At 55.4% G+C, this 18,737-nt stretch carries 22 protein-coding genes; 3 read left to right on the top strand and 19 right to left on the bottom strand.

Features of this window, described 5'->3' with window-relative positions; all coding sequences use genetic code 11:
• Window positions 1-32: 32 nt before the first annotated feature.
• The 9 genes from tuf to fkpA form a co-directional block, all read right to left on the bottom strand.
• Window positions 33-1,217 carry an elongation factor Tu gene (gene tuf / locus V6944_RS05745; RefSeq protein WP_046491013.1) on the bottom strand — a complete coding sequence of 395 codons (1,185 nt, stop codon included), beginning with the start codon at window positions 1,215-1,217 and terminating at the stop codon, window positions 33-35.
• A gap of 69 nt (window positions 1,218-1,286) precedes the next feature.
• On the bottom strand, window positions 1,287-3,401 hold the full coding sequence (gene fusA, locus V6944_RS05740) for an elongation factor G (protein WP_123650843.1): 2,115 nt from the start codon (window positions 3,399-3,401) through the stop codon (window positions 1,287-1,289).
• A gap of 96 nt (window positions 3,402-3,497) precedes the next feature.
• Entirely contained in the window at window positions 3,498-3,968 is a 471-nt protein-coding gene (rpsG, locus tag V6944_RS05735) for a 30S ribosomal protein S7 (protein ID WP_035894363.1), read from the bottom strand.
• A gap of 90 nt (window positions 3,969-4,058) precedes the next feature.
• Window positions 4,059-4,433 (bottom strand): 30S ribosomal protein S12, encoded by a 375-nt coding sequence (gene rpsL / locus V6944_RS05730; RefSeq protein WP_000246815.1) that lies wholly within the window; start codon window positions 4,431-4,433, stop codon window positions 4,059-4,061.
• Window positions 4,434-4,557: 124 nt separating this feature from the next.
• Window positions 4,558-4,845, bottom strand: coding sequence for a sulfurtransferase complex subunit TusB (tusB, locus tag V6944_RS05725; protein ID WP_185668954.1), 288 nt, complete (start codon window positions 4,843-4,845; stop codon window positions 4,558-4,560).
• A 7-nt stretch (window positions 4,846-4,852) separates the two neighbouring features.
• A complete protein-coding gene (tusC, locus tag V6944_RS05720; protein ID WP_333498226.1) occupies window positions 4,853-5,212 on the bottom strand; it encodes a sulfurtransferase complex subunit TusC in 360 nt (119 codons plus the stop codon).
• Window positions 5,212-5,598: a sulfurtransferase complex subunit TusD gene (tusD, locus tag V6944_RS05715; protein WP_333498225.1), complete on the bottom strand. Its 387-nt coding sequence runs from the start codon at window positions 5,596-5,598 to the stop codon at window positions 5,212-5,214. The genes tusC and tusD overlap by 1 nt, the downstream gene beginning before the upstream one ends.
• Complete coding sequence (locus tag V6944_RS05710; RefSeq protein WP_035894367.1) at window positions 5,598-6,320, bottom strand: helix-turn-helix transcriptional regulator; 723 nt, start codon at window positions 6,318-6,320, stop codon at window positions 5,598-5,600. The genes tusD and V6944_RS05710 overlap by 1 nt, the downstream gene beginning before the upstream one ends.
• Before the next feature lie 165 nt (window positions 6,321-6,485).
• Entirely contained in the window at window positions 6,486-7,328 is an 843-nt protein-coding gene (gene fkpA / locus V6944_RS05705; protein ID WP_333498224.1) for an FKBP-type peptidyl-prolyl cis-trans isomerase, read from the bottom strand.
• A 222-nt stretch (window positions 7,329-7,550) separates the two neighbouring features.
• On the opposite strand from fkpA, the gene V6944_RS05700 reads away from it, so the two are divergent.
• Window positions 7,551-7,769 (top strand): protein SlyX, encoded by a 219-nt coding sequence (locus tag V6944_RS05700; RefSeq protein ID WP_035894369.1) that lies wholly within the window; start codon window positions 7,551-7,553, stop codon window positions 7,767-7,769.
• A 63-nt stretch (window positions 7,770-7,832) separates the two neighbouring features.
• Here V6944_RS05700 and slyD read toward each other — a convergent pair whose 3' ends face one another.
• From slyD to kefG, 4 genes are all read right to left on the bottom strand, one after another.
• Complete coding sequence (gene slyD / locus V6944_RS05695; RefSeq protein ID WP_333498223.1) at window positions 7,833-8,435, bottom strand: peptidylprolyl isomerase; 603 nt, start codon at window positions 8,433-8,435, stop codon at window positions 7,833-7,835.
• A gap of 96 nt (window positions 8,436-8,531) precedes the next feature.
• Window positions 8,532-8,732 carry a YheV family putative zinc ribbon protein gene (locus V6944_RS05690; RefSeq protein WP_035894371.1) on the bottom strand — a complete coding sequence of 67 codons (201 nt, stop codon included), beginning with the start codon at window positions 8,730-8,732 and terminating at the stop codon, window positions 8,532-8,534.
• A 9-nt stretch (window positions 8,733-8,741) separates the two neighbouring features.
• On the bottom strand, window positions 8,742-10,547 hold the full coding sequence (gene kefB, locus V6944_RS05685) for a glutathione-regulated potassium-efflux system protein KefB (protein WP_333498253.1): 1,806 nt from the start codon (window positions 10,545-10,547) through the stop codon (window positions 8,742-8,744).
• Entirely contained in the window at window positions 10,547-11,098 is a 552-nt protein-coding gene (kefG, locus tag V6944_RS05680; protein WP_333498252.1) for a glutathione-regulated potassium-efflux system ancillary protein KefG, read from the bottom strand. The genes kefB and kefG overlap by 1 nt, the downstream gene beginning before the upstream one ends.
• A gap of 172 nt (window positions 11,099-11,270) precedes the next feature.
• Here kefG and V6944_RS05675 point away from each other — a divergent pair, with 172 nt between their 5' ends.
• Together V6944_RS05675 and V6944_RS05670 are read left to right on the top strand one after the other, a co-directional pair.
• Complete coding sequence (locus V6944_RS05675) at window positions 11,271-13,178, top strand: ABC transporter ATP-binding protein (RefSeq protein WP_270503187.1); 1,908 nt, start codon at window positions 11,271-11,273, stop codon at window positions 13,176-13,178.
• A gap of 16 nt (window positions 13,179-13,194) precedes the next feature.
• Window positions 13,195-14,127, top strand: a complete 933-nt coding sequence (locus V6944_RS05670; protein ID WP_333498222.1) for a LysR family transcriptional regulator — start codon at window positions 13,195-13,197, stop codon at window positions 14,125-14,127.
• 72 nt (window positions 14,128-14,199) lie between these two features.
• Here V6944_RS05670 and mdcH read toward each other — a convergent pair whose 3' ends face one another.
• The 6 genes from mdcH to mdcC all read right to left on the bottom strand — a co-directional run bounded on the left by mdcH (window position 14,200) and on the right by mdcC (window position 18,726).
• Window positions 14,200-15,096: a malonate decarboxylase subunit epsilon gene (gene mdcH, locus V6944_RS05665; protein WP_333498221.1), complete on the bottom strand. Its 897-nt coding sequence runs from the start codon at window positions 15,094-15,096 to the stop codon at window positions 14,200-14,202.
• A complete protein-coding gene (locus V6944_RS05660) occupies window positions 15,093-15,713 on the bottom strand; it encodes a malonate decarboxylase holo-ACP synthase (RefSeq protein WP_333498220.1) in 621 nt (206 codons plus the stop codon). Before V6944_RS05660 ends, mdcH begins: the two co-directional genes overlap by 4 nt.
• Before the next feature lie 3 nt (window positions 15,714-15,716).
• The gene (locus V6944_RS05655) at window positions 15,717-16,676 is read right to left on the bottom strand and encodes an AEC family transporter (protein WP_333498219.1); all 960 of its coding nucleotides are present in this window, start codon (window positions 16,674-16,676) and stop codon (window positions 15,717-15,719) included.
• A 124-nt stretch (window positions 16,677-16,800) separates the two neighbouring features.
• Window positions 16,801-17,601, bottom strand: coding sequence for a biotin-independent malonate decarboxylase subunit gamma (mdcE, locus tag V6944_RS05650; RefSeq protein ID WP_333498251.1), 801 nt, complete (start codon window positions 17,599-17,601; stop codon window positions 16,801-16,803).
• A complete protein-coding gene (locus V6944_RS05645; RefSeq protein WP_333498218.1) occupies window positions 17,601-18,434 on the bottom strand; it encodes a biotin-independent malonate decarboxylase subunit beta in 834 nt (277 codons plus the stop codon). The genes mdcE and V6944_RS05645 overlap by 1 nt, the downstream gene beginning before the upstream one ends.
• Window positions 18,427-18,726 (bottom strand): malonate decarboxylase acyl carrier protein, encoded by a 300-nt coding sequence (gene mdcC / locus V6944_RS05640; protein WP_185668964.1) that lies wholly within the window; start codon window positions 18,724-18,726, stop codon window positions 18,427-18,429. Before mdcC ends, V6944_RS05645 begins: the two co-directional genes overlap by 8 nt.
• Window positions 18,727-18,737 lie beyond the last annotated feature (11 nt).

The following is an 18,737-nucleotide window of genomic DNA, read 5'->3' as shown; positions in this document are numbered from 1 at the left end:
CCTTTTCAAGTGCAAAACTAATTAATAAATAATTAGCTCATTACTTTAGCAACAACGCCCGCACCAACGGTACGGCCGCCTTCACGGATTGCGAAACGCAGACCGTCGTCCATCGCGATTGGGTGGATCAGAGTCACAACCATCTTGATGTTGTCGCCTGGCATTACCATCTCAACGCCTTCTGGCAGTTCGATGGTACCGGTCACGTCAGTAGTACGGAAGTAGAACTGTGGACGGTAGCCTTTGAAGAACGGAGTATGACGGCCGCCTTCGTCTTTGGACAGAATGTACACTTCAGATTCGAACTTGGTGTGCGGCTTGATAGAGCCTGGCTTAGCCAGAACCTGACCACGTTCGATTTCTTCACGTTTGATACCACGCAGCAGAACACCAACGTTCTCACCAGCACGGCCTTCGTCCAGCAGTTTGCGGAACATTTCAACGCCGGTACAGGTAGACTTAGCAGTCTCTTTGATACCAACGATTTCAACTTCTTCACCAACTTTGATGATACCGCGCTCTACACGACCGGTAACAACGGTACCACGACCGGAGATGGAGAATACGTCTTCGATTGGCAGCAGGAACGGCTTGTCGATAGCACGTTCTGGTTCTGGGATGTAAGAATCCAGGAAGCCAGCCAGTTCGATGATTTTCGCTTCCCACTCTGCTTCGCCTTCCAGCGCTTTCAGAGCAGAACCACGGATGATTGGGGTATCATCACCTGGGAAGTCGTACTGGGACAGAAGTTCACGAACTTCCATTTCAACCAGTTCCAGCAGCTCTTCGTCATCAACCATGTCGCATTTGTTCAGGAACACGATGATGTAAGGAACGCCTACCTGACGACCCAGCAGGATGTGCTCACGAGTCTGTGGCATAGGGCCATCAGTCGCAGCAACAACCAGGATCGCGCCGTCCATCTGCGCAGCACCGGTGATCATGTTTTTAACATAGTCGGCGTGGCCTGGGCAGTCTACGTGTGCGTAGTGGCGAGTCGGGGTGTCATATTCAACGTGGGAAGTGTTGATGGTGATACCACGAGCTTTTTCTTCTGGTGCGTTATCGATCTGGTCGAAAGCACGAGCAGCACCGCCGTAGGTTTTAGCCAGTACGGTAGTGATTGCAGCAGTCAGGGTAGTTTTACCGTGGTCAACGTGGCCGATGGTGCCGACGTTAACGTGCGGTTTTGTACGTTCAAATTTTTCTTTAGACACGGCTATATTCCTTACTATAGTGCTCTCCCCTTTGGAGAGAGCACGGGACTTAGGTTTTAATCCTGTGGATTATTTACCACGGGCTTCAATAACGGCCTGAGCAACGTTGTTCGGCGCATCGTCGTACTTCAGGAACTCCATGGAGTAAGAAGCACGGCCTTTGGTCAGTGAACGCAGCTGAGTTGCATAACCGAACATTTCGGACAGCGGAACTTCAGCGTGGATCACAACGCCAGTCACGTTGGATTCCTGACCTTTGAGCATACCACGACGGCGGCTCAAGTCACCGATAACGTCACCAGTGTTCTCTTCAGGAGTCTCTACTTCAACCTTCATGATAGGCTCAAGCAGAACTGGTTTCGCTTTCTTAAAGCCGTCTTTAAACGCCAGAGAAGCTGCCAGTTTAAACGCCAGTTCAGAGGAGTCAACGTCATGGTAAGAACCGAAGTGCAGACGAACACCCATGTCAACAACCGGGTAACCAGCCAGCGGGCCAGATTTCAGCTGTTCCTGGATACCTTTATCAACGGCAGGGATGTATTCGCCTGGGATTACACCACCCTTGATGTCGTTGATGAATTCGTAGCCTTTCGGGTTAGAACCCGGCTCCAGTGGGTACATGTCGATAACAACATGACCGTACTGACCGCGACCACCAGACTGCTTAGCGTGCTTACCTTCGATATCGGTAACTTTCGCGCGAATCGCTTCGCGGTAAGCAACCTGAGGTTTACCGACGTTCGCTTCAACGTTGAATTCACGTTTCATACGGTCAACGATGATGTCGAGGTGCAGCTCACCCATACCGGCGATAATGGTCTGGTTAGATTCTTCATCAGTCCATACGCGGAATGACGGGTCTTCTTTAGCCAGACGGCCCAGAGCCAGACCCATTTTTTCCTGGTCAGCTTTGGTTTTTGGTTCTACTGCGATGGAGATTACCGGCTCTGGGAATTCCATACGTTCCAGAATGATAGGCGCATCTGGGTCACACAGAGTGTCACCGGTAGTTACGTCTTTCAGACCGATTGCAGCAGCGATGTCGCCCGCGCGAACTTCTTTGATCTCTTCACGTTTGTTAGCGTGCATCTGAACGATACGGCCGAAACGCTCACGTGCAGTTTTCACGGAGTTCAGTACGGTATCACCAGAGTTAACCACACCGGAATACACACGGAAGAAGGTCAAGTTACCAACAAACGGGTCGGTAGCAATTTTGAACGCCAGTGCAGAGAACGGCTCATCGTCGCTTGCGTGACGTTCTGCCGGAGTGTCTTTACCGTCGTCCAGGATACCGTTGATCGCAGGTACGTCGATTGGGGATGGCAGGTAATCAATTACCGCATCCAGCATCGCCTGAACACCTTTGTTCTTGAACGCAGAACCACAGGTTACCAGGATGATTTCGTTGTTCAGAACGCGCTGACGCAGAGCTTTTTTGATCTCTTCTTCAGTCAGTTCTTCACCACCCAGGTATTTCTCCATCAGCTCTTCTGAAGCTTCTGCAGCGGACTCGATCAGGTTCTGGTGCCATTCGTCAGCCAGGTCCTGCATGTCTGCTGGGATATCTTCATAAGTGAAGGTAACGCCTGCGTCTTCTTCATTCCAGTTGATGGCTTTCATTTTCACCAGGTCAACAACACCGGTGAAACCTTCTTCAGCACCAATTGCCAGCTGCAGCGGAACAGGGTTCGCGCCCAGACGGGTTTTGATCTGACCAACAACTTTCAGGAAGTTCGCACCCATACGGTCCATTTTGTTAACGAACGCAATACGTGGAACTTTATATTTGTTAGCCTGACGCCATACGGTTTCAGACTGTGGCTGAACACCACCAACTGCGCAGTAAACCATTACCGCACCGTCAAGAACACGCATGGAACGTTCTACTTCGATAGTGAAGTCAACGTGCCCCGGGGTGTCGATGATGTTTACGCGGTGCGGTTCATACTGCTTAGCCATACCAGACCAGAATGCAGTAGTTGCTGCGGAAGTGATGGTAATACCACGTTCCTGCTCCTGCTCCATCCAGTCCATGGTAGCGGCGCCGTCGTGAACTTCACCGATTTTGTGGTTTACACCGGTGTAGAACAGAATACGTTCGGTAGTAGTGGTTTTACCGGCGTCGATGTGCGCACTGATACCGATGTTACGGTAGCGTGCGATGGGTGTTGTACGAGCCATTTGATTCCTCGTTTATCTTTTTAGGCGTTCAGTTAAGTAACCCAAAGCGGGCTGCTTCGCTGAAGCGCCCGCCTGGTGACTAATACTCCGAAGGGATTACCAACGGTAGTGTGCGAACGCCTTGTTGGCTTCTGCCATACGGTGAACGTCTTCACGTTTCTTAACTGCAGTACCTTTGTTGTCTGCAGCGTCAGAAAGTTCGTTCGCCAGGCGCAGAGCCATGGATTTATCACCGCGTTTACGAGCAGCTTCAACGATCCAACGCATTGCCAGAGCATTACGACGGACCGGACGAACTTCAACTGGAACCTGATAAGTAGAACCACCTACGCGGCGGGACTTAACTTCGACAGTTGGGCGCACGTTTTCGAGCGCAACTTCGAATGCTTCCAGTTCATTTTTACCAGAACGCTGAGCCAGGGTCTCCAGCGCGCTGTATACGATTGATTCTGCAGTAGATTTTTTACCATCTACCATCAGAATGTTGACAAATTTAGCCAGCAGTTCTGATCCGAACTTAGGATCTGGCAGGATTTTACGCTGACCAATGACGCGACGACGTGGCATGGAAATACTCCGTTGTTAATTCAGGATTGTCCAAAACTCAAAGAGTTTGACATTAATATAAAACGTTTGGCCTTACTTAACGGAGAACCATTAAGCCTTAGGACGCTTCACGCCATACTTGGAGCGAGCTTGCTTACGGTCTTTAACGCCGGAGCAGTCAAGCGCACCACGAACGGTGTGGTAACGAACACCCGGAAGGTCTTTTACACGACCGCCACGGATCAGGATCACGGAGTGTTCCTGCAGGTTGTGACCTTCACCACCGATGTAGGAGGTAACTTCAAAACCGTTAGTCAAACGCACACGGCATACTTTACGCAGTGCGGAGTTTGGTTTCTTAGGAGTGGTGGTATATACACGGGTACATACACCACGTTTCTGCGGGCAGGCTTCCAGTGCAGGCACGTTGCTTTTTGCAACTTTGCGAGCACGTGGTTTGCGAACCAGCTGGTTAACTGTTGCCATTAAATAGCTCCTGGTTTTAGCTTTTGCTTCGTAAACACGTAATAAATCGCCTCATATAATATGAGGACGCGAAATTTTAGGGCCATGCCGAAAGGGTGTCAAGAAATATACAACGGCAAAGATGCTACCAGGCGATCTGAGAGGCGTGTTTTACCGTTAACCTGACGAAGTCAGTATAGCTGACCATGATGACATCGCTCGAAATTTGAGCACAAAGACCGCGCGCTTGCACATCTTCATTCAACACGTAGATGGATATGGGGGCCGCGCGGAGAATTTCAAGGAAGCGGCTGTTTTCAACCGCTGCCAGCACACCATCGGCGATCAATAGCAGGTCATCGCCGTCGTCCATCAGGCGGGTAATCCCGCTAATGTCGGCATGCCAGGGTGAGGTGCGTAGCGTATGCAGCATAGGGGCCTCAGAAGTGCAGGATCACATCGTAGTCATTAAGGCGATGGCGCAGGGCATCCGCTTCCAGCGGCTCGACGTCGGTGACAAACGTCGTCTCTGTCGTTAGCCCACGTTCGCGCAGCGACGCCGCGCAGATCCAGCAATTTTCGATATCGTAGAGCGAAAGCAGCTTGAAGGTGGCAATGTAGTCGCGAGCGAGAATAACCCCCGGCTGCTGCTGACTGAGTAGTTGAAACACACCATCGCCTACAAAAAACACGCCAAGGTCATCGCTCAGAGCTGATGTCGCCAGTAGCGCATCCAGCCCTTCCCTGCCGGCGCTACTGCCGTGCGGAGCGGAGGAAAAAACAAACGCAACTCGTTTCATCAGAACTGTACCATTCGATCGCAGGTTAGCGCGGCTTCGGCCAGCGAGCCTAATCCGCTCAGCGAAAAGCCGGGCTGGAGATTAAACGTCGGCAGACCAAGCTGTCGAGCCTCGGTTTCATCGGTCACGCCACGGCGCAGCGCGGCGGCTACGCAGATATGCAACGCCACGCCATTTACGTCATGCAATGATTGCCAGGAGTGAACCAGATCGAATTCATCACTGGCGGGCGAGGTCAGTTGGTTGGCGTTATAGACCCCTTCCCGATAGAAAAATACGCAGGCTATCTCGTGACCCTCCGCCAGTGCAGCTTTAGCAAACTGCAGCGCGCTGCTCGCCTGCTGGGTGCCATAGGCGGGGCCGGTCACCATCAAAGCAAAACGCATTACTTATCTTGCCCCAGGAAATCACCGCTCTTGAACTGGCGGATGTAGAGATAGACGGTGTGTTTGGAGATGTTCAGACGATCGGCGACCTGGTTAATCGCATCCTTGATGTCAAAGATGCCTTTCTCATAAAGATTGAGCACGATCTGGCGATTCTTGGCGTTATTGGAAACGTTGCGATCGGCATTCACCTCTTCGATAGTGAACTCCAGCGTCTGGGTCACCAGGTCCTCAACGGAGGAAGCGAAGTTAACCGCAGAACCGACTTCCGGCGTTTCCGGCGGAATAAAGGTGTTCATGATCTGCGAGAACGGGACATCGAGGTTCATGTTGATGCACAGTAAGCCGATAACCCGGTGGTCACGGTTACGGATGGCGATGGTAACAGACTTCATCAGTACGCCGCTTTTGGCGCGAGTAAAATAGCATTTGGAAACGCTGCTATCTGCCCCGGTCATATCATGCAGCATGCGCAGCGCGAGATCGGTAATCGGAGAACCGATTTTACGCCCGGTATGTTCGCCGTTCGCGATGCGTATTGCCGAGCATTTTAGATCCTGAAGTGAATGCAACACGATTTCGCAGTGGGAACCAATGAGCATCGCCAACCCGTCCACAACCGCTTCGTAGGATTTTAGAATATCGAAGTCAGTTTGATCGAAAGGACGTTGATCCAGTAAATCGAGTTCACTGGTTTCGTTGGTTAAAAGCGACCTGGACATGAAAAAAAGCACTCCTTTTCAGGAGCCTGTCGTTATGTTGTCAGGGCAGGCTCATCACTATTAGGGGCATCTAAAGTAATACAGCGCATAAGGCGCTTTCCAGCATTAATTATATCCTGTAGATAATAAAAAGCCGCCGCCCATTGGGCGGCGGCTTTCGCAATCTTATTTTTTGCTGGCTTCGGCCGCTTTGTCAGCCGGTGCAGCGTCTGGCTGCGCATCAGCTTTCGGTGCCGGTTTGATGTCTAACAGTTCAACATCGAAGACCAGGGTGGAGTTAGCCGGGATACCCGGAACGCCGGTTTTGCCGTAAGCCAGATCAGGTGGGATAACCAGCTGGATTTTACCGCCCTTCTTGATGTTTTTCAGACCTTCGGTCCAGCCTGGGATAACGCCATCCAGACGGAAGGAGAGAGGCTCACCGCGGGTGTAAGAGTTATCGAACTCTTTACCGTCGGTCAGGGTACCTTTGTAGTTAACCACAACGGTGTCGCTGTCTTTCGGCGCGTCACCGGTACCTTCTTTCTCTACTTTGTACAGCAGGCCAGATTTAGCGGTTTTCACGCCTTTCTCTTTGGCGAACTTATCGCGGAAAGCCTTACCTTTTGCTTCGTTGTCAGCGGCGTCTTTTTCCATCTTCGCCTGAGCGGAGGTCTTCACGCGAGTTTCAAACGCCTGCAGAGTTTGTTCGATCTCTTGATCGGACAGCTTGCTCTTATCAGCAAATGCGTCCTGAACACCGGCGATCAGCTGGTCTTTGTCCAGTTTGATGCCCAGTTTTTCCTGTTCTTTCAGAGAGTTTTCCATGTAACGGCCCAGCGATGCGCCCAGTGCATAGGCAGATTTCTGGTCGTCATTTTTGAATGCAGCTTTGCTGTCTGCTGCCGGAGCTGCTTTCGCGTCCGCAGCTGGTGCAGCTTTAGCAGCGTCAGCTGCGAAGGTCAGAGGTGCATTCAGTGCAACGGCCATTGTGGTTGCCAGAAGCGTTACTTTAAACAGTGATTTCATCCATCTCTCCAGGGCCGGGGCCTCTCGCCCCAATGTTAACTAAATGAGAAGCGTACTATAGAACGTTGTAGAGGAAATCTACATATGAACGCTTCTCATATCGACTCTTTTCAGACTCTTTTTGTTTAAATTAGTTTCCAGCGCCGCAAAGAGAGGCTGCGCGACTGAGCAAAGTTGCGTAGAATCCGCCGCGATTGCGGTGATAACAGTAGAGAGGACATCATGCAGGAAACGACTATCGAAGCGCGTCTGGCTGAGCTTGAAAGCCGTCTGGCCTTTCAGGAGATCACCATTGATGACCTTAATATGACGGTCACAGCGCACGAGATGGAAATGGCGAAGCTACGCGAACATCTGCGTCTGCTGACCGAAAAGCTCAAGGCTAGCCAGCCGTCAAATATGGCGTCACAGTCTGAAGAGACGCCGCCACCTCATTATTGAGGCGTAAAAAAAGCGGGTATTCCCCGCTTTTTTTGTATCCATCGTTCTACAAAACGAGAGGGATTAGTGGCAACCGCAGCCGCCGTGGCCTTTACCGCCACCGCCGCAGCAGCCTTCGCCGCCGTGGTCGTGACCGTGGTCATGGCCGTGACCGCCGCAGCAACCGTCGTGGTCGTGGTCATGATCGTGGTCGTGACCGTTCGCACCGTGAACGTGGCCGTGAGCCAGTTCTTCTTCGGTCGCTTCGCGGATAGCAACAACTTCAACGTTGAACTTCAGGTTCTGGCCAGCCAGCATGTGGTTGCCGTCAACCACAACGTGGTCGTCTTCAACTTCGGTGATTTCAACCGGTACTGGACCCTGGTCAGTTTCAGCCAGGAAACGCATGCCAACCTGCAGTTCGTCAACGCCCATGAAGACGTCTTTAGGAACGCGCTGCACCAGGTTTTCGTCGTACTGACCGTAAGCGTCGTTAGCTTGAACTGCAACGTCGAACTTATCACCAACGTCGTGACCGTCCAGCGCGTTTTCCAGGCCGGAGATCAGGGAACCGTGACCATGCAGGTAGTCAAGCGGTGCACTTACCGGAGACTCATCAACCAATACACCGTCTTCTGTACGTACCTGATAGGCCAGGCTGACCACCAGGTCTTTTGCTACTTTCATGATATCTCCTGAGCATGGGAATATTTTAGTGGCGCAGATTGTAGCGGAATTCTACACCCGTGTACCCATAAGCTTAAAAAAAGACAGCACGGATCGCTACTCCGGATGAAAAATACCGATCACTTGTTCCTCTTTGCGAACGTGTTCACGGGCTTCTTTATCCGCTTCTCGCATCTGGTGTCCGCACTTAACGCACTCAACCACATCGATATTATTCTCGCGCCACATCGCCATTGAATCCTGCGCCTGACACGACGGGCACTTCGCACCCGCGATAAAACGTTTACGTACCGCCATACTCACCTTCTATTCAAATTCGTCCCAGCCGTCCAGCTGCCGCCGCTCTTGTTGCATTTCGCGCTGGAAGATCTCCTCCAGCTCTCGTCGCGCTTCCCGCACGCGAGAAATTTGTTGGGTATCGCTGTGTACCGGCATCAGCTCACGCAGCATGCGCATATCCAGCCGCTTGAAGTGCAGCTGTGCGCGCTGCGCCTGATGCGGGTGCATACCGGTGGAGATAAGCGCCTTGCGCCCCAATTCCAGCGCACTGGAAAAAGTCTCACGGGAAAACTGTACCACGCCCGCCTGCAGCAGTTCGTGCGCCTCCACACGTCCTCGCGCACGGGCCATAATCTTCAGATGCGGGAAGTGCTGCTGGCAGATTTCCACCAGCTTCATCGTATCTTCCGGCTCATTACAGGTGATCACGATTGACTGCGCCTGCTCGGCGCCTGCCGAACGCAGCAGTTCAACCTGGGTCGCATCGCCGTAGTACACCTTATAGCCGTATTTGCGCATCAGGTTAACCGCACTGATATCGCGCTCCAGCACGGTGATTCGCAGCTTGTTGGCCATCAGCAGGCGGCCAATCACCTGGCCGAAGCGACCGAAGCCCACCACAATCACCTGTGGCTTATCGTCATCTACCCACGGCGCTTCATCTTCCTCTTCCGGCCCGTTAAAGCGGCGCGACAGCGTGAGGTCGACGAGCTTCATCAGCAGCGGGGTGGTCATCATCGACAGCGTCACCACCACCAGCAGCAGCGACATCTGGTCGCCTTTAAAGACTTTAAATGATGAAGCAGCGGAGAAAAGCACAAAAGCGAACTCACCGCCCTGGCTCAGCACGCCGGCAAACTGCATTCGCTCCGAACTGCGCATACCGTGCAGATGCGCCAACAGATACAGCACCAGCGTTTTCACCGCCACCAGCAATGCCACGCAGCCAATCACCACCAGCAGATGGGTGTAGAGCACGCCGAGGTTGAGTGACATCCCCACCGAGATAAAGAAGAGCCCCAGCAGCAGACCTTTAAACGGTTCGATGGCAATTTCCAGCTCGTGGCGGTATTCACTTTCCGCCAGCAGGACGCCAGCGATAAAGGTGCCCAGCGCCATCGAGAGGCCCAGCGCGTCCATGAACAGCGCGGACCCCAGCACCAGCAGCAGCGTGGCGGCGGTAAAGACTTCGCGTACCCCGGAGCTGGCAATAAAACGAAATACCGGGCGCAGCAGGTAGCGCCCGCCAATCAGCATGCCGCCAAAGGCCAGTACTTTTAAGCCCACGGTCTGCCAGTCAAAATGTTCGTCACCGGCACCGGCCAGCAGCGGTACCAACGCCAGCGCGGGGATCACCGCCAGGTCCTGGAACAACAGCACCGAGAAACCAAGCTGCCCGGATTCACTACGGTTCATTCCCTTCTCGCGCATCAGTTGCAGCGCCATCGCGGTCGACGACATGGCAAGGCCAATGCCGCCAATCACCGCTGCCTGCCAGGAGAAGTGGGTGAGCATCAACAGCCCGCCGAGGATCGCCGCGCTGAAAATCACCTGCGCCGCACCGATGCCAAAGATGGGGCGTCGTAGCTGCCATAGCTTGGCCGGGTTCAGCTCCAGGCCGATGATAAACATCAGGAACACCACACCCAGTTCGGAGAAGTGAAGAATTTCATCTACGTCGCTGATAAAGCCGAGCCCCCACGGACCGATGGCAATACCCGCCAACAGATAACCTAATACCGCACCGATACCCAGCCGCGCTGCCAGTGGCACCGCGGCCACCGCCGCGAAAAGAAACAGCACTCCAGCCAGTAATAAATCTGAACCTTCCATCATCGCCCTCCTGCCGTTATCGGCGCAGCTAGCCAGTCGGCATAGGCTTTCGCATGGTTTGCCAGTTCATTGGGCGGCTGACGTCGCGCCCAATAGACGATGATTGGGCTCAGCCAGTGCATATGGCACATGGCGGCCGTCAGTTCGAACGGACGCAGAATATCGCTCATCGGGTAGCGATTGAGCCCGTCATGGCGATAGGCGCTTTCCGGCTCCCCGGTGGTAATCACGTTACGCCAGTACTTTCCTTCCAGCTGATTTCCCCCGATGCCGCTGGCGAAACCACGGCTCAGCACGCGGTCCAGCCACTCTTTCAGGAGCGACGGGCAGCTGTAGGTATAAAGAGGATGCTGAAACACGATGACATCATGCTCGCGCAACAGCGCCTGCTCGCGAGGGATATCGATAAAAAAATCAGGATAGTGCGCGTAGAGATCGTGCACGGTTACATTGCTTAACTGCAAAGCCGGTTTAAGCAAAACCCGGTTAGCGACCGAGTCCTGTGATTCCGGATGGGCATAGACAAGCAGGACTTTCGCCGTCTGTGACATCATTCCCCTCCCGGGCGTCAATCACATCCTCTTTCTGGTAGCTGAACGCAACCTGAATGATTTTGTGTATAGTCATCGTTTTGGGCTACCATTGCGGCCCGGTCTAGCGATTCGCTTACCACATTACATTACCACAATGACAATTTAACATATTCAGAACATACGGCGCCTTATGATTGTTTTCTCCTCGTTACAAATTCGTCGCGGCGTGCGCGTCCTGCTGGATAACGCATCGGCCACCATCAACCCAGGGCAGAAAGTCGGCCTGGTGGGGAAAAACGGCTGCGGAAAATCTACGCTACTGGCGCTGCTGAAAAACGAGATAAGCGCCGACGGCGGCAACTTTACCTATCCGAGCAGCTGGCAGCTGGCGTGGGTAAACCAGGAAACGCCTGCGCTGCCGCAGCCTGCTCTGGACTATGTCATTGACGGTGACCGCGAATACCGCCAGCTCGAAGCCCAACTGAACGACGCCAACGAACGCGATGATGGCCACGCCATTGCCACCGTTCACGGCAAACTGGACGCGATTGATGCGTGGACCATCCGCTCTCGCGCCTCCAGCCTGCTGCACGGCCTCGGCTTCAGCAACGAACAGCTCGACCGTCCGGTCAGCGACTTCTCGGGCGGCTGGCGTATGCGCCTTAACCTGGCGCAGGCGCTGATTTGTCGATCCGATCTGCTGCTGCTCGATGAACCGACCAACCACCTGGACCTCGATGCGGTTATCTGGCTGGAAAGATGGCTCAAAAGCTATCAGGGCACGCTGATCCTGATTTCCCACGACCGCGACTTCCTCGATCCGGTCATCGACAAAATTATTCACATCGAACAGGAAACGATGTTTGAGTACACCGGCAACTACAGCTCGTTTGAGGTGCAGCGCGCCACCCGCCTGGCTCAGCAGCAGGCGATGTACGAAAGCCAGCAGGAGCGCGTGGCGCATCTGCAAAGCTATATCGACCGTTTCCGCGCCAAGGCCACCAAAGCCAAGCAGGCACAAAGCCGTATCAAGATGCTTGAACGCATGGAGCTGATTGCCCCGGCCCATGTCGATAACCCGTTCCACTTCAGCTTCCGCGCGCCGGAAAGTCTGCCAAACCCGCTGCTGAAGATGGAAAAGGTGAGCGCCGGCTACGGTGACCGCACCATTCTGGAATCTATTAAGCTGAACCTGGTACCGGGTTCGCGTATCGGCCTGCTGGGCCGTAACGGCGCGGGTAAGTCGACGCTGATTAAGCTGCTGGCAGGCGAGCTGGAACCGCTGCACGGTGAAATCGGCCTCGCCAAAGGCATCAAGCTGGGTTACTTCGCCCAGCATCAGCTGGAGTTCCTACGCGCGGACGAATCCCCGCTGCAGCATCTGGCCCGCATGGCACCGCAGGAGCTGGAACAGAAGCTCCGTGACTACCTCGGCGGCTTCGGCTTCCAGGGCGATAAGGTCACCGAGCAAACCGCCCGCTTCTCCGGCGGCGAAAAAGCCCGCCTGGTGCTGGCGCTGATCGTCTGGCAGCGCCCGAATCTGCTGCTGCTCGATGAACCGACTAACCACCTTGACCTCGATATGCGTCAGGCGCTGACCGAAGCATTAATCGACTTCGAAGGCGCGCTGGTTGTGGTCTCGCACGACCGTCACCTGATTCGCTCCACCACCGACGATCTCTATCTGGTGCATGATAAGAAGGTTGAACCGTTCGACGGCGACCTGGAAGATTATCAGCAGTGGCTGAGCGACGTGCAGAAGCTGGAAAACCAGGCCGACGATACGCCAAAAGAGAACAACGCCAACAGCGCGCAGTCACGTAAAGATCAGAAGCGTCGCGAAGCGGAACTGCGCACCCTAACCCAGCCGCTGCGCAAAGAGATTACCCGTCTGGAAAAAGAGATGGAGAAGCTCAACGCACAGCTGGCGAAGGCAGAAGAGAAGCTCGGCGACAGCAGTCTGTATGAACCAGGCCGCAAAGCCGAGATGACCGAATGCTTACAGCTGCAGGCCAGCGCCAAGTCCGGGCTGGAAGAGTGTGAAATGGCATGGCTCGAAGCGCAGGAGCAGCTTGAGCAGATGATGCAAAACGACTGATTGCCTGAGGCGGACGATGAACCTGTCAATCACCGACGATATTACCTTCCGCAAGCTGACCATCTTCATGACCTTTATGGAGAAGGGTAACATCGCCCGTACCGCCGAGGCGCTGAACATCAGCGGCGTCAGCGTTCACCGGGCGCTGCATACGCTGGAAGAGAACGTTCGCTGTCCGCTGTTCGTGCACAAAGGGCGCAATCTTATCGCCCAGCCTGCGGCGTGGACGCTGCTGGAGTATTGCCAGGAAGTCACCCAGTTGATGGAGCGCGGTCTGGAAGAGACGCGCAAAACGGCAGGCGTTGGCCAGGGGCGTTTACGCGTCGGAACGCTTTACTCACTGACGCTGGAGACGGTGCCGCACCTGATTATGGGCATGAAGCTGCGCCGCCCGGATCTGGAACTTGATCTCACCATGGGCTCCAACGAAGCGCTGCTGAAGATGCTGGAAGACGGCGTGCTGGACGCCATCCTCATCTCCATTTCCGAAAGCGAAATCGACCGCAACAGCCTCGAAGTTCTCCCTCTATTCCACGACGATATCTACCTCGCCGCACCGATGTCCGCCACGCTGGACGCCACCATGAAGGCGGACCTGCGCCACTATCGCAATGAGAAGTTTGTCTCGCTGGCAGAAGGGTTTGCCACCTATGCTGGTTTCCAGGAGGCGTTTCATATCGCCGGATTTGAGCCGGAAATCGTCACCCGCGTCAACGACATTTTCTCGATGCTCAGTCTGGTGCAGGCAGGGGTTGGGTTCTGTTTGATGCCGGGGCGAATGAAGAAGATGTATGAGAATACCGTGAAGCTGCAAAAGCTCGCTGAGCCCTATCAGATGCAGCAGCTTATCGCGATTGTCTTTGCCCGCAACCGCGAGCGTGACCCAAGCCTGCTGGCACTGGCCGCCGAAGGGCGTATGTATGCCAGGACGCTGAACCAGAACGCCTGATTTGCCGGATCTGCGTATCACAATGTAGCCCGGCCGAGCGAAGCGACGCCGGGCTACTACGGTAAATGCTTACTACGACCGTAGGCGTTTCGCCAGGTGCACGGCAACATCCACGCCGCTGCGCTCCAGAGAAATAGACTCCCCTTCCCACGCCGCCTGACGCGTTAAGCAGGTCAGGATGCCACCGGGTGGCATTTCAATCGCCAGCCGCGCTTCGCGTTCGTTAGCGGAGATAACCGCCTCCTGCCAGCGCACCGTGCGTGCCATATTCATCGCCAGATCGTCAGCAATACGCTCCGGCTGCCACAGCACACGACCGGTACTGCCGCTCAGATAGGCGTAGCGCGGGCGGGAAAGCGTCACATGGCTGAACGCCTCAACCAGCTTTTGCGCAGGCCTGGCAAGCAGCTCACAGTGCGACGGCACGCTCACGGCCAGACGAGGCGCTTTACTGGCCCCTTTAGCCATCGCACGTTTTGCCACGTCGGCCATTGCATCATCAGGACCGGCAATCACAATCTGCGTTTCGGCATTCAGGTTAGCAATATAGGTGCCGCTGCCTGCCACCAGACTTTCCACCTGAGCGAGCGTCAGCCCCATAATCGCCGTCAGGCCGTAGCCGTGCGGATAGGCCTGCTCCATTAAGTCACCGCGCAGCGCCACCAGCGTCAACGCGTCGGCAAAATCAAGCGCACCGGCAACCACCGCCGCCGGGTAGGCGCCAATGGAGAGCCCGCTGACGATATCCGGTGCCACGCCACGACGCTCCAGCTCACGCGCCCACGCGACGCCAGCAATCAGCAGAGACAGCTGAACCGCTCGGGTATGTTTCAGCGCTTCAGAGCTATCCAGCGTATCAACCTCAGCGCCCAGCACGTCACGTGCCTGAGCCAGCTCCGTCCCCGGAAGGTTTTGCAGCATACCTTCATGCTGCGTCCCCTGCCCCGGGAAGGTAAACAGAATTTTCATGACTCCTCCCTGCCCCACGGGTCGCGGACCAACTGCGGTCCCTGCGAGGTTTTCAGTAATGCTTTTCCATCGCGCAGCCATTCATTAAGGGCAAACCCACCGCGCGGCGTTTCTACCTGGGTATCCGCCCGACATAGCCCGCCCGTCAGCTGCTGCTGCCACTTCTCCAGCGCTTCTCGGGAGAGCGGCTGCGGCGCGCGGATCAACAGATCCAGATCGCTTGCCACGTGGATCACCGGGATCCCGGTTGCCAGCGCATAGCCGGTACTGCCGGTAATGCCCCACGTCCACGGCCACGCCTGCTGCGCCAACAACAAAGCCACCTGAAGCGGTGGCTGAGAGATAAAGGGCGAACGCAGCAGCGACAGCGGGTCCACCAGCGATTCTGGCGAACAGACGCGGACGACCGCCTCCGCTTTCACCCAACCGGCGGCACGCTGGTCGCGCTTCATCCCGCGGACGCCCACGGGAATGCGCCCCTGCGCATCAACATCACGTCGCACTACCACCGGCAGGCCGCTATGCCAGACGGTATCCACCCAGGATTCCGTGACACCTTCAAGCGCGCCGCGCGCGTTCAGCCAGATAAGGTCGTGTGGACGTAATGTTGTGCTCATGATTTAGATTCCTGAAGTCAGCGAGATAAACAGCGGCAGCGACAGGATACACAGTACGGAGCTCAACAGCAGCACGGCTTCTGCATCCGGCGACTGCACGCCAAAGCGGTTACCGAATACCACACCGAAGAAGCCTGCGGACAGCGCAATCATCAGGATAGCGGTGATCGCCACGGAACCATGCAGGCCGAGAATCAGTACGATACCCCAGGCAATAGCCGGTTGAATCAGCAACTTGGCGATGGTCGAGGTAATCACCACGGTATTGATCTGCAGTTTACGCGCGGAGAGGATCACACCGGTCAGGAACAGCGCCGCAGCGGTAGCAGACAGACCCAGCGGTTTGATCGCCGCCAGCACCAGCTCCGGCATTTTGATGCCAATCGCGGAGAGGATAACCCCCAGCAGTGGGCCCATCACGATAGGTTTTTTAATTGAGCGCCACATCAGTACCGGCAGCATGGAGAGCGTAGAACCGGAGTTACCGCCTTCCGCGCGCGCTTTTTCGCGTTCGAGGATCAGCAGGCAGAACGGCGTCATCAGCACGGAACCACAGGCAATGGAAACCGCAACGGACAGCGAAGTCGAAGACGCTTCACCCAGCACGCTGCCCAGAATCGGCAGGCCCAGCGCGGCGTAGTTTGGCAGCGCCACGGTCAGGGTCAGCACGGCGGCATCCTGTGGGGACTTTTTGAAGACTTTGGTCGCCATAAAGTAGATAGCGGCATAGGTAATCCACATCGCCAGGGTCAGCACCAGAATCAGCGGCGACTGGGCGACGATACCCGCCCACGGCGTTTGTACCGTGGCGCTGAACAGCGCGGCTGGCAAGGCAAAGTCCATCACGAAGATATTGAGCAGGGAGACATTTTTGTTATCTACCATTTTGGCCTTACCGGCCCAGAATCCCAGCAGCATGATGACGAAAATCGGAGCAAGAGCATGAACAATTACGTAAGTCATATTTCACCTGTAATGAAAAAAAGTTAGCACTGGCGCGATGATTATTATTTTTCAGATGCAGCGACCCGCATGGGCGCCGGGAAGCGCCCATGGAGCCGTACATCCGGCAGGTCTCTTTTTTTACTTACCAGCTTGCTCGCATGCGTTCGCGTACGAGGGCAGAGCTGCGGCGATTGTCAGCACCCAGACGGCTTTTCAGCGTCGGGTCCTGACGAGCGTCGTTGATGGCCTGTTGCAGGGTGTTTTTCACCAGCGCCAGATCTTGTGCAGATGGGGCATCCGGATTGCTGATATCCAGCAGGTTTTCCAGCAGGCCCAGGGTGGCGTAGTTGCTGATGTCATACGCCATTGGCGGAATGGTTGCCGCCAGTTTTTCTAGCGCTTCAACGGTACGCAGGGTAATGCGCGCCGCGGACTCTTTGCCCATCGCGTGGATCAGTACGCCTTTGTCGTTAAAAGCAATCAGACGGTTTGCCTGGTAACCGTGCGCCAGAAACGCACCGGACATCGCTTTACCGACGATAAGGCCTATCACCGGGTGACCTGCCAGACGCGCGTTGGCATACGCCGCTGCGGCACCGGCCAGCGCCTGGTGAATACCAAAGCCTTCTTCACGACGACCATAGGCCTGGCTGGCGACGTCAATCACCGCCACAATCGGGCGTTTCACGGCGCTGTTGGCATCGGCGGCGACGGTTTCGCTCACCACTTTTGCCAGCGTCCAGCCTTCCAGCAGACCCACTTCGCCTTTGGTAGCGCGCGGGTAGTGGTTATGGGCATCCGGAACGACGGCGATAAAACGCACGGCTTCACCGTTCAGCTCACCATCAGCGGCCTGTACAGATGGGCACAGCCCTGCAATACGTTTGGCACCTGGAACCAGCGTTTCCAGCCATAATTCGCCACGGCTAATTACGTTACTCATCATTTCACCTCCCGGGCGAAGAGCGCTTTAATCTGTTCTGAATCGGCCTGCTTGCGGGTGTCAAAATGACTCAGGCGATCGAGATACCAGTCGTAGTTATCCGTGCGATGTTGTGCCGGAACGCCTTTCGCCAGCGCCTCGTTCATGGCGGCTTTCACCGCGTTCACGCCGTCGTTAACCAGCGCTTCCACCAGCCCACTTTGGTAGCGAACTTCACCACCGGTCATGCTCCAGATAAACGGACGGTCACGGGAGTCATACTCTTCAATCCCGGCTTCCTGTTCGATAACCTGCGGGCCGTTCAGGCCGAGACGCGCTTCGCGGGTCACAATCAGATAGCTGCACAGCGCCGCGGCGATGGACATCCCACCGAAGCAGCCCACGGTACCGGCCACAATGCCAACGACCGGGGTATAACGACGCAAATCAACAATCGCCGCGTGAATGTCGGCAATCGCCGCCAGACCGAGGTTGGCTTCCTGCAGACGAACGCCGCCGGTTTCCAGGCTCAGCACCGCCTGGGTAGGAATGCCGTTACGGTTATCTTCCGCTGCCAGCTCCAGCGCTGCCGCCATTTTGGCACCGGACACTTCGCCCATGCTGCCGCCCTGGAATGCGCCTTCAATCGCCACCACAACGGCCGGTTTGCCGTTGATGGTGCCTTTGGCTACCACCATGCCGTCATCGGCCTGCGGGACAATGCCCTGCGCGCCCAGCCATGGCGACATCACGCCTTCAAACGGGTCGAGCAGTTCACGGTAGCTGCCTTCATCCAGCAGCGCATGCGCACGCTGGCGCGCTTTTAATTCGATAAAACTGCGATCATCACGCATAGCTCACCTCTTCAAAAACCTGTTCGATACGGATGCGCGCCACGCCCGGCGTCGCGCCGAAGTCGTGAATAGTCAGTTTGCCTGCCGGCAGGCTGCTGACCGTTTGCAGACGGTTGAACAGCGCTTCCCAGCGGCTGGTGCTGTTATCGACAGAAGTGGTGATATCAATGGTTAACGTCTGGCTCTGGTCGGCGGTGAATAACACCTCCATATCCCCGGAGCCCACAACGCCTGCCAGCGCTTTGCCACTTAAGGTGCGGCTGGCCGGTACGGTTAACGTAATGTGTTCCATAACATCCTCTT

The organism is Kluyvera sp. CHPC 1.2972 (genome assembly GCF_036759925.1).
Taxonomy (GTDB): domain Bacteria; phylum Pseudomonadota; class Gammaproteobacteria; order Enterobacterales; family Enterobacteriaceae; genus Kluyvera.
The sequence above is the reverse complement of the archived record's forward strand: the minus strand, read 5'-3'. Positions and strand labels throughout refer to the sequence as shown.